Consider the following 14,967-nt stretch of genomic DNA (forward strand, 5'->3'; position numbering starts at 1 on the left):
GGAGAAAAATGGTGAATAAGAAAAAGAATGGTACACTCAGAGGCTTTGGATTTTATATTGCGCTGATTCTTGTAGTCATACTGATCTGGTATTGGCTGAGTGGAAGCACCGCAACAAATTCCTACACGAAAGACCAGTTTCAGGATGCGTTAGATAATGGAAAAGTGGACACAGTTACAGTTGTCCAGAACCGCGAGATCCCGACCGGAAGCCTGAAAGTGAAATATAAGAATGGAACACAGCAGATTCTGTATACCTCGGATGTCAACGAGATGCAGGATCTGATGGATAAATATGATTTTACCGATTATACCTGTGCAGATGTTCCGGAAGAGAGCTGGCTTATGACGCTGCTTCCGTATCTGTTGATATTCGGAGCATGTTTCATCCTCTTTACAATGTTAAATAATCAGGCGGCTGCACAAAATGGCGGCGGCAAGATGATGAATTTCGGAAAGAACAGGGCGAAGCTTTCGACCGATGAGAATAACAAAGTGACATTCCAGAATGTTGCCGGACTCCGGGAAGAGAAAGAAGAACTTGAGGAGATCGTGGATTTCCTGAAAGCTCCGAAAAAATACACCAAACTTGGTGCCCGTATCCCGAAAGGAGTTCTGCTTGTCGGACCTCCTGGAACCGGTAAAACACTTCTTGCAAAGGCAATCGCCGGAGAAGCAGGCGTTCCGTTTTTCAGTATTTCCGGATCAGACTTCGTAGAGATGTTTGTTGGTGTTGGTGCTTCACGAGTACGTGATCTGTTTGAAGATGCCAAGAAAAATGCTCCTTGTATCGTGTTTATCGATGAGATCGATGCGGTGGCAAGACGCAGAGGAACCGGAATGGGCGGCGGACATGACGAACGTGAGCAGACTTTAAACCAGATGCTTGTTGAGATGGATGGTTTTGGCGTCAATGAAGGAATTATTGTAATGGCAGCTACCAACCGTGTGGATATCCTTGATCCAGCAATCATGCGTCCAGGACGTTTTGACCGTAAGATCCACGTTGGAAGACCGGATGTTGGTGGCAGAGAGGAAATCCTTGAAGTACATGCCAAGAACAAGCCACTTGGAGATGATGTGGATCTGAAGCAGATCGCACAGACAACCGCAGGATTTACCGGTGCAGATCTTGAGAACCTGCTCAATGAGGCTGCAATCGTTGCAGCACGTGAGGAACGTGCATATATTACCCAGGATGATATTAAGAAATCCTTTGTCAAAGTTGGAATTGGTGCGGAGAAGAGAAGCCGTGTCATCTCAGAGAAGGAGAAGAAGATCACTGCATATCATGAATCCGGACACGCAATTCTGTTCCATCTTCTTCCAGATGTTGGACCGGTGTATTCGGTATCGATCATTCCGACTGGCGCAGGGGCAGCAGGCTACACAATGCCATTGCCGGAAAAGGATGAGATGTTTAACTCCAAGGGACATATGCTTCAGGAGATTATCGTGGATCTCGGTGGACGTGTTGCCGAGGAACTGGTATTTGACGATATTACAACCGGTGCTTCCCAGGATATCAAGCAGGCAACAAAAATGGCAAAAGCGATGGTTACCAAATACGGAATGTCTGACAATATCGGACTGATCTGTTATGACAATGATGATGACGAAGTATTTATCGGACGTGATCTTGCCCATACAAGAGGTTATAGTGAGGGTGTTGCATCTGCAATCGATGAGGAAGTAAAACGCATTATCGATGATGCATACCAGAAAGCCAAGACGATGATCATCGAGAACAGAAGTGTTCTGGATGCTTGTGCAAAGCTTCTTCTTGAGAAAGAAAAGATTTCGAGAGATGAGTTTGAGGCGCTCTTTGACAATAGCGCAGCACCTGCTTCTGAGACAGAGGCATAGGGGACTGCTTATTGCAGACGTAGAGATATCGCTTAAATTGTTTTTAAAGTTAAACGAGAAATTTTGATCAAGAGTGTGTACAGAATGTACAAAAACAAACGATGGTTTTTGTGAAGTTTGTGCACACTTTTTCAATGGGACATGCTATTATAATACCTGTAAAAACCCCCAATACATTATATAGTTTTTGCTATACCCCATAGTAAAAATACCTTCTCCTAAAAAGACAGCGGATCGAAAGGCTGTCTTTTTTTTATCTATAAAATTAGGATACCCTGTTATATTTGGCAATAAAACGGAATACGGCATTCCAGTACCGATCCCCTAATACATACATGGCCTCTGTATGACCTGCACCTTCTGCAGTCACAGAGGCTTTATTTGTTCCCGGTTTTGCCTGATACAGAACATTCATCATGCTATATGGAATAAAGTCATCTGCAGTGCCGTGAATGAAAAGCATTGGTTTCTCGCAGCGCGCAACCTGTGCAAGTGCGGATGCTCTGCTGAAAGAATAGCCTGCCACGATCCTGGAAATGATGTTTGCGGTATGAAGGATTGGAAAAGCAGGAAGGTGGAAGCGCAGGCGCATCTCGTTTGCAAAAATATCCCAGGCGCTCGTATAGCCACAGTCTTCGATAAATACCTTCACCTGATCCGGTGTATGTTCACCGGCTGTCATCATGGTTGTTGCAGCACCCATGGAGACCCCGTAGACAACGATCTCTGCTTTTGGATCATGACGGATGATCCAGTTGATCCATTTTAAAATGTCTTTGCGGTCCAGCCATCCCATACCGACAAAATTTCCCTCACTTGTGCCGCATGCACGAAGATCCGGTGCAAGAACCTGATAGCCTGCATCATAAAAATGCTGGATGGCAGAAGTCATCCTTGTGTGGTTGCTCCGGTAACCGTGGATGGTGATTGCCCAAAGATGACTTTTCCCATTTGGGAAATAACCACCGTTTAAGACAAAACCATCATTGGAACGGATGGACACCGGTTTTTCTTTATGTTCAGAAAGGAATTCGCGGTTTTTCTTCATCTGGGCAGCCCGGTTTTCTTCAATCGTTTTCTGAACCTGATTATCCGGCCCTGTAACATCCAGTGCAACCTTGCGGTCGCCGCCACTTCCTCCGCGTCCGATCGCATAGTTCAACAGATAGCGGTTTAACAGCGCTGCCGCACCGAGAACCAGAAGAAGGATCGCAGAATATACGGAAAGTAAAATCTTTTTTGCTTTTGTAAAAAATGTCTTCATAAAATGCTCCTTTCATGGGGGAGGTTCATCGACAAGTGCGAAACTCTTTCAAGAATTATGTTAACATGTACTGCGGATACAAATAATCGCAGGCACGCTCTCGCTGCTCATCGCAGGCAACGGTACATAAGACGTCAGAACACGACGTCTAAGTACCGGCCGCTCTGAAGCACCTGCGAGTCACTTGTATCCGCAGTACATGCTCATTTATATTGGCGAGAGTTTCGCAAATGTCGATATCACCTTTGGATATTCCAATTCTTTATAAACCATTGTAAGATGATTCTCCGTAATTGAGAATTTGGTTGGATTTACACCTAATTTCATAGCCATAATATGCAGGATATCTGGCATATTCTCCGTAACGCAGCATTTGTGATTGATTACACCGTCAAATCATGCGAAATTGGCGGTGTAATCACACATTTTCTTTTCTCTACGGAGAATCAGCTGTTTTACATGATGAAACTTGTAAATTATTGGGCGTAATCAATGTTTTTTCGTTATTTACATACTAATTATAATACATGGCATCAGCATTCGCTACAGTGTTATCATATGAGAAGCAATATAATGAGCGTAGCGAATTATATCACACGCGAATGCGCACAAATATCAGCTACAGGCATCACATGTGGAGCACAGGGTATAAGAAAATTAAATTTCATGTTGCACATGATAAAATGCTATGTTATAATCTTATCTTGTCAGAAACATTTTCTGACATTCATAGTTTCATATGAATGGGCAGATTCCCGAGTGGCCAAAGGGGACAGACTGTAAATCTGCTGCAATTTGCTTCGGTGGTTCGAATCCACCTCTGCCCATTGTAAACAACATGTTTACAGCTTGCCGGCGTGGCGGAACTGGCAGACGCGCAGGACTTAAAATCCTGTTGTGGTGACACAGTACCGGTTCGATTCCGGTCGCCGGCATGAAGAGTCTCAGACATTGACGCAGATCAGTGCTTGGGGCTTTTTTATTTGTAGAAAAACACAGAAAGCAACCTTTGGTTGCGGTAATAAAAGGGGAAAAAATGACTTTTTCAGAAAAACTGTATGCTTTAAGAACACAGTACGGATATTCACAGGAATCATTAGCAGAAAGACTGGGAGTCAGCAGACAGGCCATCTCAAAGTGGGAGCTTGGAACTGCAATGCCTGACACAGATAAGGTGATCGCGATTAGTGAAACATTTGATGTCAGCATTGATTCTTTGCTGAAAGATACGATCCATATTAATGGAGATGAAAGCTTAGACCGGGTAATCATCAAATTTTTAGGTTCGGCACAGGATATGGATGTTATATCGAAAGAACTGCTCGACATCGTCAAAGATGGTGTGATCGATGATGAAGAGAAAATACGAATGGATGCGATCATCGATACACTCGATCAGATTGCATGTATTATCAATGAGATAAAACAGAAGATGAATATCCAGTAGAGATACATCATGTGATTTCCAACAACCGGTAGTTGCGAAAAACCGCCAATTCTGATTGGTAGAATAAAGCCGTCAATTTCGATATAGTTTGATACGTCAGATACAACAGAACAAATTTTATGGAGGAGAAAAAAGTTATGAGTGTAAAAGACGTATATTTAAAAACTATGAAATTCAACATGATTAAGCTGGGATTAGGAGCAGCGGTAACTGCAATCTCACTGATTCTGCTTCTTATGTGTGGAGGACTTACCTATCTGTGTAATAATGGTGTAGTTACATTGGTAATGTTTATCATATGGATTTTTGGATCATGCGGAGCATATAAGATCATTATGAATTATATCGGTTACATGATCAAAGCCGCACACGTAGCAGTAATTTCACAGGCTGTAACAACAGGACAGATTCCGGAAAACATGGTGGAAACCGGAAAGAACATGGTAAAAGAAAGATTTGTTGAAACAAACGTGTATCTTGTATTAGACCATCTTGTAAGCGGAGCAGTGAAACAGCTTCAGAAAGTAGTAGGAAATGTAGGAAACGCACTTGATTTTATCCCTGGAATGAGTGGGGTTACAGAATTTGCCCAGAAATTTATCGGAATATCATTGGGCTATGTAGATGAGTGCTGTTTGGGATATTCATTTTTACAGAAAGACAAAGGTGCATTTGAAGCAGGCTGTGACGGTGTCGTAATTTACTTCCAGAACACAAAACATTTATTAAAGAACGCAGCAGTAACAACGATCGTAGTAATGGTTTCGACATTCTTCGCATGGATGGTTCCATTTCTTTTATTAGCACTGATCTTTGGTGCATTACAGTGGAACACAACAATCGCAGTTGTTCTTGCAATCCTTATTGCAATCTGCATTAAGGTAGCATTTATCGATAGTTATATGCTTGTAAAGATGATGTTCTCTTACATGGAAGTAGCTCCACAGACAGAGATTTCATTCGATCTTTACGAAAAACTCTGCAAGTTATCAAGTAACTTCAAGAAGCTTTGGGAGAAAGCAAAGGCACCTGCTGCAGCATAGCATATGCAGTATAAAAGCAAGGGAGAAAGATTATGGAAAGTTTCAATATGTTTATGGAGGAGATAAACTCACAGCCTTGGCAATTTAATGTTGGATTTTTGACATTGATACCATCCTATATTTTTGTGATTAAAGTTTTGTATGATAAAAAAGTAGGATTAAAGAAAAAAATTGACAAGGCTGTAAAGAATGGGAATATAGCAGAAGCCACAATTCACAAAGACGATGCATACAGACTGGGAAGGAACCGGTCAAGAAGAGTCCATGGTAACATGGGAGAGTACTATTCAGCCCGGTATACTTATGTTGTCAATGGAAAAACATATTGCAAAACATTTTATTCTGATCCAAGAGAACATACTGGCTCACCGCTAAGGACAAAGATCAAGGTATATTGGCTGGATAATCCGAGAAAAGCTTTTTGGAGCGAAGCCAGTAACAGGGTCGGGTATTTATATCAACTGTTTTGTATCTGCTATCCATGGATCTTTTTTATGGTATTTGTTCGTGTTTTAACAGCGATAACCCAAAGATAGATGGAACGGTTCATATTCATTTGTATAAAGATTCATGGGCAGATAAAAATTTTGATGATTGGTTTCAGGGCGATCCTCATATAGTTAAGGGTTATGAAGATTAAAAAATCGGTTGCAATAAAATTTAAGGTTTTATTGCAACCGATTTTATTTTATTGACAGATTGTTTCCCACGGAAGCTGGTCTGGCCAGCCTGTCGTATCAAATCCATCGCGGATCGCACTGCTGTAATATTGTAATTTGTAAGATATCGGTGAATCACCGGAAAATACTGAATCATCGGTAAAGCCATCGAGATAATCACCAACGGCGGTTCCGAAGATCTCTGCGCGGTCCTCCGTTGCGTAGGTCGTTCCATAGGAATCGATAAAATAAGTGCGGTTTGAAGTATAAGCGCGGTTATCTTCATAGGAATCGTAGGAATTAAGGTAAGTAAAATTATCCGGATTATAGCTGTTCCATGCTTCTTCGGAATAGGTTGAACCCGGGTTACAGGTATGGTAAAAATCCAGTCTCCGGTCAATCATATGCGAAAGTTCATGGTTTACGGTGTAATTCCAGTCCCACGAATAGTCGGTATCGAGTACCATGACCGTATGCTCATTGATCGTATTGACAAAGCCGCTTGGATCGCTGATCGTATCCTGTTGTGAGCCGCTGATTGTTCCGGCCAGATAGATACGTACTCCTTTCAGCTCACCATAACAGAGCTGTTCAAAGAAATTTGCAGGATAAATGGCTAGGATCTGATCCAGTGTTTCCAGCGCATTCATGACCTGATCGGGCTTTTTCACCTGTTTTACATGGAAAACGTCAAGCATATCGGGAACTTCCGGCCCAATGTACAGTTCAATTCCATATTTCTGTTCCAGTTCAGCAGCATATGTATGGGCTTCGGAAAGATCGCCCCAGTCATACTGGTCGCTGTCTGCAATCGCAGTTACTTCATCGCCGTATTCTTCCGGCTCAGAATCCTCAGAATCGTTCTCAGTTGTCTGGACATCGGGAACCGAATTATCCAGATCGGTTTCGTTTCCGTATACGGTGATCGGATCGGAAGCAGTTCCTTTGGTATTCAGATCCCATACAAGGAAAGAAGGATTGCAGTTTACATCATACAGGATCATAAAGTAGCAATTGCAGCTTTCCAGGTAAGCGCCCTGTGTGGAGAGATAGAGCAGATCGGAAGAGTCATAGACACCAAGGTCATAGGAAAAAGCGGAAACACAGTTTCCGGTGGCATCATAAAGGGAAAATGATGCAGTACTTTCACTGTCGCTTTGATATTCGGAAGTCCGTTCAACAAGCATCTGATTGTTTGAAAGGAGCGAAATATCCTGAAAACCGTACAAAGAAAAGTAGGATGTATCATGATCTGGGGTCTGATAGGTCCAGCCTGACTTGTTATAGTCTGTCTCTGCAAGAAAAGCGTCGTTAGAAGCACCGGCAACATAATATGCAAGACCGGTATATTCGGTATCCGTTGAAAGGTCGTCAAAGGAAAGCAATGCAGTTACATATTTTAAAGAAGACTGTGCAATTCCGGTGATGATCAGGTCTTTGCCATCGGAGGAAGCCCCGCAGAGATTTACATTATAATATGGAATCTCAGGCTGATCGATCGAAAGTGTATCGGAAGAGATGTCGAGCCGGAGTAAAGTGCCATTGGAACCTGCGGTATACAGGACATTTCCACCGTTTCCGGCATAAAACCGGGTGGAATCATCGTAAGACAGACTGCTGATGTCAAACGTGTGCTCCAGAGAAAGTTCGGTGTTATAAACAGACATCGTGGATTTGTCACGGTTGATAAGAAGCAGAAGATCTCCGGCTACCTGATAATCGGTGCAGTCGGTGTCGTCCGGATCAAGAGTCTTTAAGATGCGGTTTTCCCATGGGCTGTAGATGGAAAAATAATGGTTGATCGTATTGGAGTCATTGGCAGAATACCCCTCTCCGATGACAAGAAGGTTATCGCCAAAATTCGTAACATTATTATAAGGTTTTCCGGTGAAGGAAAACGGCGTAAGTTCATAAAGGTTATCATACCCCTCGATCAGAGTGGCATTATCCCAGAAAAACGGAGAAGAGTGTGAGTCCTCATAGCGTTCCGTTTCACTCATGAGAGCGCGTTCAATGGTTCGTGTGGAACAGCCGGTCAGTGTCAGGGACAAAAGCAGGACTGCAATTCCAAATTTTCTGAGAAGATTGTGTTTCTTCATATAAATCCCTCCGGATAAAAACAGGGTTATTTCAAATCATCCTTTATGATGCGGGGCTCTTTGGAAACCCGTGTTGTAGATTCACGCTCGATCAGCTGCGGGCGCAGAAGCATTTTGCTGATTGAGATATGGTGAATGAGTGAGTTTAATACAACATATGCACCTTTTCCTAATTCATTCCTGTCCTGGCGAATCGTAGTAAGCGGTGGAGTCATTGCTGGGGCAAGTGGAATGTCGTCGAAACCGATGACGCTGATATCTTCCGGAACGCGGAAACCACGCTGCGTACATTCGGAGATGACACCGGATGCGATCAGATCATTACCACAGATGATTGCGGTAGCTCCGGCTGAAAGGAAACCCGGTACATGATACTGTGCACTGTCGGCAACATAGTAACCGTAAGCCATAAGATCCTGCTGGATCTCAAGACCGAGGGAAGCCATGCTTGTTTCAAAAGCTTCCTGACGCTGTTCTGATACCATGGAATGTAACGAACCATTCAGGAAAGCAATGTTTTTGTGGCCAAGTGTATACAGATGGTTTACTGCCATTGCGATACCTTCATAGCTGTCGGTACCGATGTAGCATACATTTGGATTGTTCGCAATAAAGTTATCCAGAAGCACCGTCGGCATGGTTGTATGCTGCAGCTGCTTCATCCATTCATCGTGCAGTGCAAATCCACAGAGGAATGCACCGCAGTATCCGTTCTTTAATAGGTAAGTGTCGTATTTTTCCTCCATCTGAAAAGCCGGAGTTACCGGAACAACGGTAACATCCCATTTGTGGCGGAATGCATTCTGTTTAAAACCAAGTACGATGTCATATCCGAATTCGTCGATTTTTTCGTAGTTCATATTCTCAATGAAGAGACAGAGTTTACGGTTCTCCTCTTTACGGGAACGTTTGGTGCTGTATCCCATTTCAACCGCTGTGTCCAGTACGACCTGGCGAAGTTCTTCGCTGATGTCGCTGGCTCCGTTCAGTCCTTTGGAAACGGTACTGACAGAGATGCCAAGTCTTGTTGCAATATCTTTAATCGTAGCCATATAGATCCTTCCTTTGTTTCGATATTCTTTATGTAAATTCTCAATATTCTAATGTTCGTTACCATTATAAGGTAGAAAAAAAGGGTTCGCAATCATTTGTGTAGATTTTTTTCGAAAATTATGAATGATATTATTGTAAAAATTGACAAAAATGATAATAAAAAACAGTTCAAAACGGCAAAAACGGTTCGATTTGACCAAAAAACATTGACAAATTCACGAAATAAATCTAAAATTAACTCAGATACGAAAAACAACGAAAATTATTCAAAACGAAGTAGGGGAGATATTTTGGAGCAAAAAGAATTAACCAGAGGATCCGGAATCCTGCTTGCGATTTCGAGTCTGCCATCATCCTATGGTATTGGTACTTTGGGAAATGCGGCATTTCGGTTTGTTGATCTTTTGGTTGATCTGAAACAAAAGTACTGGCAGGTACTTCCAATTGGACCTACAAGCTTTGGGGACAGTCCGTATCAGGCAATGTCAGTATTCGCAGGCAATCCGTATTTGATCGATCTGGATAATCTGATCGATGAAGGGCTGCTCAGTCAGAATGAGATCAGCAGTTACAAATGGGGAAATGACCGCACGGGAATTGACTATGCTGTGCTTTTTGAAAACCGATACAAAATCCTGAGACAGGCTTTCAGCCGGTTCAGACGGGAACAGGAAGCATTTTTAAAATTCCAGATGGAACAGAAAGACTGGCTGGAAGATTACGCATTGTTTATGGCAATTAAACATGAACATCGTGATGAAAGCTGGGAGAAATGGGAAGAAGATCTTCGGAAAAGAGAGCCGGGGGCTTTGGAAAGCAGCCGGGAACGACTGAAAGAAGACATCTGTTTCTGGAAGTTCTGTCAATATGAATTTTATAATCAATGGAAAGCCTTAAAAGAGTACGCAAACTCCAGAGGGGTACAGATCATCGGAGATGTATCTTTTTATGTAGGACTCGACAGCGCAGATGTCTGGGCCAATCAGGAATTATTCCTTTTGGAACCGGATGGAACACCAAGCTGTGTCGCTGCTGCAGTGCCGGATAAATTTTCTTCACATGGACAGGTCTGGGGCAACCCACTGTACAACTGGAAGAGAATGGAAGAAGATGGATTCTTGTGGTGGAAAAGCCGGGTGGTGAACCGGACAAAGATGTTCGATGTCATCCGAATCGACCATTTCCTTGGAATCGTCAAAGATTATACGGTTCCGTATGGTGCATGGAATGCATCTAATGGAAAATGGCTGAAAGGACCTGGCAGAAAACTTACCAATGCACTGAATGAAGTGATTGGAGATTGCTGTTTTATCGCAGATGATTATGGTGGAAAGACGCCGGTTCCGGGAGTGAAGAAGCTTCTGGATAAAGCCGGATGGCCGGGGATGAAAGTCCTGATGTTTGCATTCGATGGTGACACCGCAAATGAACATCTTCCACATAATTACATAGATCATCATACTGTTGTGTATGCAGGAACGCATGACAATGAGACCATCGTGGGTTACTTCCACGAGAAGACGGAATATGAACTTGCATACTTATATGAATACCTGAATATCTCAAGCAAAGAAGATATTCCGGATGCCCTGATCCGGGCGGCATATGCCAGCACTGCTGACATTGCAATCATCCAGATGCAGGATGTTTTAAAACTCGGAAATGAGGCACGAATGAATGCACCATCGACAGTCGGATTTAACTGGAGATGGAGACTTGGAACGGAACAGCTCAGTGAGGAACGAAGAGCATGGATCAGAAATCTTGCAGCTGTATACCGCAGATAACATCGATATAGGGTGCGCAGAGCATTTTATATAACAACTTTTGGGAAAATAAATAAAAGGAGAGGAAAACGATGAAAAAGAAAGTAGTATCAGTTTTACTCGTTGCAGCAATGACTGCAACAATGGTAGCCGGATGCGGAAGCAAAGGCAGCGACAGCGCTTCTAACACAGAAGGAAGCGGAGATGACAAATGGAGTGGTACAATTACCGTATGGAGCCCACAGGAAGACCAGGATACAGGCTGGTTATCCAAAGAGTGTGACGCTTTCAACGAAGCTCATCCGGAATGGGATATCACATTCAAATATGGCGTATGTGCTGAGGGTGATGCAAAATCAACAGTTACACAGGATGTTAAGAAAGCTGCTGATGTTTACATGTTAGCAAACGATAATATCCCTGATCTGGTTTCCGCAAATGCACTTGCAGAGCTCGGTGGAGATTACCTTGATTATGTAAACACAACAAACTCAGATACAATCTCAGCATCTGTTACATACAATGATCAGGTAGTAGCATTCCCATTCACATCAAATACATGGTTCATGTACTATGACAAGAGTGTATTCTCTGATGACGATATCAAGAGCCTTGATACAATGTTAGAGAAAGGAAAAGTTTCTTTCCCATTATCTAACTCATGGTATATTCAGGCATTCTACGCTGGAAACGGATGTACATTATTCGGAGACGGAACAAAAGAGTCTGAAGGAATTGACTTCGGTGGAGATAAAGCTGCAGCAGTTACAAACTACTTAGTAGATTTAACAACAAACGCAAACTTCATCAACGATGCTGACGGAGCTGGTCTTGCAGGATTACGTGATGGTTCTGTAAACGCAGTATTCTCTGGAACATGGGATGCTGAAGCAGTTAAAGAAGCTCTTGGCGACAACATGGGTGTTGCAGCACTTCCAACATTCAACTGTGATGGAACAGACTGCCAGATGAAATCCTTCATGGGATCAAAAGCAATCGGTGTTAACCCTAACACAGAGAACATGCAGGTATCTATGGCACTTGCAGCTTACCTTGCAAGCGAGGATGCTCAGAAAGATCACTATGATATGAGAAACATCCTTCCTACAAATACAAACATTGAAATCGCTGATGATGAGATCGCTACAGCAGTTACAGATGTTATGAAAAATACATCTATCATGCAGCCATTAGTATCTGAAATGGGTAACTACTGGTCACCAGCTGAGAACATGGGTAAAGCACTTGTTGCTGGAGAAATCACTCATGACAATGCAGCTGAGAAAACAGAAGCTATGAACGATGCTATGAACACAGATCTTGCACAGTAAAATCTGTAAGTTTTATCAAAGTAACAAACCTCGGGGCGCCGTAAGGCGCTCTGGGGATTATTCAATACATTGGATTAGTAATGCTACACAAGAGTATGAAAAGGGAGGCCCATAACGTGAAAAAGGCTGGTAAAAGAAAGAGTGAGTTTGTGAATCCATATACCGTAACGGGCGCTGTAACAAAGGGTAATGCTATAACCAAGCTGTCCCTTCTGATTATGGGCTTAGGTAATCTTGTTCACAAACAGATCGGAAAAGGACTTATGTTCCTTCTCATTGAAATCGGATATATCGCATTTATGATAGAATCCGGAGTTTATAATTTATCAATGCTCCCATCATTAGGATGGAGAGAACAGCAAAAGGTATGGAATGACAGTAAGATGGTTTATGAGTATACAGCCGGTGATCAGTCATCACTGATTCTGCTGTATGGAGTTGCAACAGTATTCATTACACTGATGTTTATTGTTGTATGGAGAGAGGCTGTAAAAAGCTCCTACAAATCGGAAGTGCTTGCTTCTACAGGAAAGCACCTGAACACATTTAAAGAAGACATCAAGAGTTTGTTCGATCAAAATTTATATAAATTGTTACTGGCAGCACCAATCATGGGAGTTTTAGTTTTCACAATTCTTCCATTGATCTACAATATCACAATGGCGTTTACCAATTACAGTAAGGTAAATGATCATCTGGTATTATTTGACTGGGTTGGACTTGCAAACTTCGCAAAGATCTTAAACTTCGGCGACAGTATTGGTAAACAGTTCTATTCAGTACTTGGCTGGACATTGATCTGGGCAATTTTTGCAACAGTACTGAACTACTTCTTTGGTATGATCCTTGCGATCATTATCAACCGTAAAGATACACACTGGAAAGGATTCTGGAGATTCTGCTTTGTATTATCCATCGCAGTTCCACAGTTCGTTTCTCTGCTGATCATGAGAACAATGCTTTCACAGACAGGTATCGTTAATACATTGTTACTGAAATATGGCATCATTGATCAGGCACTTCCATTCTTCACCAATGCAACATGGGCAAGAGTGACAGTTATCGTAATCAACCTCTGGGTTGGTATTCCATATACGATCCTTCAGGTTACCGGTATTTTACAGAACATTCCTGGAGAACTTTACGAAGCAGCAAAAATCGACGGTGCAAACGCAGTGCAGACATTCTTTAAGATCACACTGCCATACATGTTATTTGTAATGACACCATATCTGATTACACAGTTTACAGGAAACATCAACAACTTTAACGTTATCTTCCTGTTATCCGGTGGTAACCCGACAGCAGTCGATGCAACAGCCGGAAAGACAGACCTTCTTGTTACATGGCTGTACAAGCTGACTGTTGATAAGAACTACTACAACCTGGGTGCCGTTATCGGTATTATGACCTTCATCGTCCTTGCAATCGTTGCACTTGTGACCTATCGTAATACTGCATCCTACAAAGATGAGGAGGGATTCATGTAATGAGCAAAACAGCAAAAATTTCAAGTGGTGCAAAAGCCCGCAAAACAGTTGGAAATGTGTTAATCCATATTTTCCTTGCAGTTCTCTCTTTTATCTGGGTACTGCCAATTTTCTGGGTAATTATAACAAGTTTCCGTGGAGAAAAAGGTTCCTACGTAACCACTTTCTTTCCAAAAACCTATACACTGAGTAACTATGTAAAACTGTTTACTGATACAAGTATCTTAAACTTCCCAAAAATGTTTATGAATACTTTTATCATCGCAATCTTTACATGTATTATTTCAACAATCTTTGTATTGTCCGTTGCATACTCTATGTCAAGAATGCGTTTTAAAATGAGAAAACCATTCATGAACGTTGCAATGATTTTAGGATTATTCCCATCCTTCATGTCCATGATCGCTGTGTACTATATCTTAAGTGCACTTGGAATGGCAGAAGGTGCCATGATCCGTATTGCATTGATCGTTGTATTCTCTGCCGGCTCCGGTGTTGGATTCTACGTAGCAAAGGGATTCTTTGATACGATTCCAAAATCACTGGATGAGGCTGCAACAATCGACGGGGCTACAAGATGGCAGATCTTTACAAAGATCACAGTTCCGCTTAGTAAACCAATCATCGTATACACGATCCTGACTTCTTTCATGGGACCATGGGTAGACTTCATTTTCGGAAAAGTTATCTGCCGTGCAGATTCCGATTATTATACAGTATCCATCGGACTTTGGAAGATGCTGGAGAAAGAATATATCGACAGCTGGTATACCTGCTTCGCAGCCGGAGCCGTTGTCGTATCAATCCCAATCGCAATCCTCTTCCTTGCAACACAGAAATTCTATGTTGATGGAATGGGCGGAGCTGTCAAAGGCTAATCATTATAAAATGCGAAACTCTGAGGGGAGCTTTCAAAACCTGCGCATCGAAAGTTGCGCAGGTTTTTTGTT

11 protein-coding genes and 2 tRNA genes are annotated in these 14,967 nt (G+C 42.3%); 10 read left to right on the forward strand and 3 right to left on the reverse strand.

The genetic code is table 11. The features are described 5' to 3' along the window. Nucleotides 1-8: 8 nt before the first annotated feature. Complete coding sequence (gene ftsH, locus FYJ75_RS10315) at nucleotides 9-1,865, forward strand: ATP-dependent zinc metalloprotease FtsH (RefSeq protein ID WP_154430373.1); 1,857 nt, start codon at nucleotides 9-11, stop codon at nucleotides 1,863-1,865. A 265-nt stretch (nucleotides 1,866-2,130) separates the two neighbouring features. Here the strand turns inward: ftsH and FYJ75_RS10320 are convergent, their stop codons facing one another. Next, on the reverse strand, nucleotides 2,131-3,129 hold the full coding sequence (locus FYJ75_RS10320) for an alpha/beta hydrolase (protein WP_154430374.1): 999 nt from the start codon (nucleotides 3,127-3,129) through the stop codon (nucleotides 2,131-2,133). A gap of 745 nt (nucleotides 3,130-3,874) precedes the next feature. On the opposite strand from FYJ75_RS10320, the gene FYJ75_RS10325 reads away from it, so the two are divergent. From FYJ75_RS10325 to FYJ75_RS10345, 5 genes are all read left to right on the forward strand, one after another. Then, nucleotides 3,875-3,956, forward strand: a tRNA-Tyr gene (locus tag FYJ75_RS10325). A gap of 24 nt (nucleotides 3,957-3,980) precedes the next feature. Continuing rightward, nucleotides 3,981-4,064, forward strand: a tRNA-Leu gene (locus tag FYJ75_RS10330). 101 nt (nucleotides 4,065-4,165) lie between these two features. Continuing rightward, entirely contained in the window at nucleotides 4,166-4,576 is a 411-nt protein-coding gene (locus FYJ75_RS10335; RefSeq protein ID WP_154430375.1) for a helix-turn-helix domain-containing protein, read from the forward strand. Nucleotides 4,577-4,713: 137 nt separating this feature from the next. Further along, complete coding sequence (locus FYJ75_RS10340) at nucleotides 4,714-5,619, forward strand: hypothetical protein (protein ID WP_154430376.1); 906 nt, start codon at nucleotides 4,714-4,716, stop codon at nucleotides 5,617-5,619. Between the two features lie 32 nt (nucleotides 5,620-5,651). Further along, nucleotides 5,652-6,155: a hypothetical protein gene (locus FYJ75_RS10345; protein WP_154430377.1), complete on the forward strand. Its 504-nt coding sequence runs from the start codon at nucleotides 5,652-5,654 to the stop codon at nucleotides 6,153-6,155. Nucleotides 6,156-6,307: 152 nt separating this feature from the next. Here the strand turns inward: FYJ75_RS10345 and FYJ75_RS10350 are convergent, their stop codons facing one another. Beyond that, entirely contained in the window at nucleotides 6,308-8,377 is a 2,070-nt protein-coding gene (locus FYJ75_RS10350) for a hypothetical protein (protein ID WP_154430378.1), read from the reverse strand. Nucleotides 8,378-8,403: 26 nt separating this feature from the next. Beyond that, complete coding sequence (locus FYJ75_RS10355; protein ID WP_154430379.1) at nucleotides 8,404-9,429, reverse strand: LacI family DNA-binding transcriptional regulator; 1,026 nt, start codon at nucleotides 9,427-9,429, stop codon at nucleotides 8,404-8,406. A gap of 291 nt (nucleotides 9,430-9,720) precedes the next feature. Here FYJ75_RS10355 and malQ point away from each other — a divergent pair, with 291 nt between their 5' ends. From malQ to FYJ75_RS10375, 4 genes are all read left to right on the forward strand, one after another. After that, entirely contained in the window at nucleotides 9,721-11,217 is a 1,497-nt protein-coding gene (gene malQ, locus FYJ75_RS10360; protein WP_235907083.1) for a 4-alpha-glucanotransferase, read from the forward strand. A gap of 71 nt (nucleotides 11,218-11,288) precedes the next feature. Then, the gene (locus FYJ75_RS10365; protein ID WP_154430381.1) at nucleotides 11,289-12,527 is read left to right on the forward strand and encodes an extracellular solute-binding protein; all 1,239 of its coding nucleotides are present in this window, start codon (nucleotides 11,289-11,291) and stop codon (nucleotides 12,525-12,527) included. Between the two features lie 95 nt (nucleotides 12,528-12,622). Beyond that, entirely contained in the window at nucleotides 12,623-14,017 is a 1,395-nt protein-coding gene (locus FYJ75_RS10370) for a carbohydrate ABC transporter permease (RefSeq protein ID WP_154430382.1), read from the forward strand. Beyond that, nucleotides 14,017-14,895, forward strand: coding sequence for a sugar ABC transporter permease (locus tag FYJ75_RS10375; RefSeq protein ID WP_154430383.1), 879 nt, complete (start codon nucleotides 14,017-14,019; stop codon nucleotides 14,893-14,895). The genes FYJ75_RS10370 and FYJ75_RS10375 overlap by 1 nt, the downstream gene beginning before the upstream one ends. Nucleotides 14,896-14,967 lie beyond the last annotated feature (72 nt).

It is taken from the genome of Roseburia porci, from assembly GCF_009695765.1.
Taxonomy (GTDB): Bacteria; Bacillota; Clostridia; order Lachnospirales; family Lachnospiraceae; genus Roseburia; species Roseburia porci.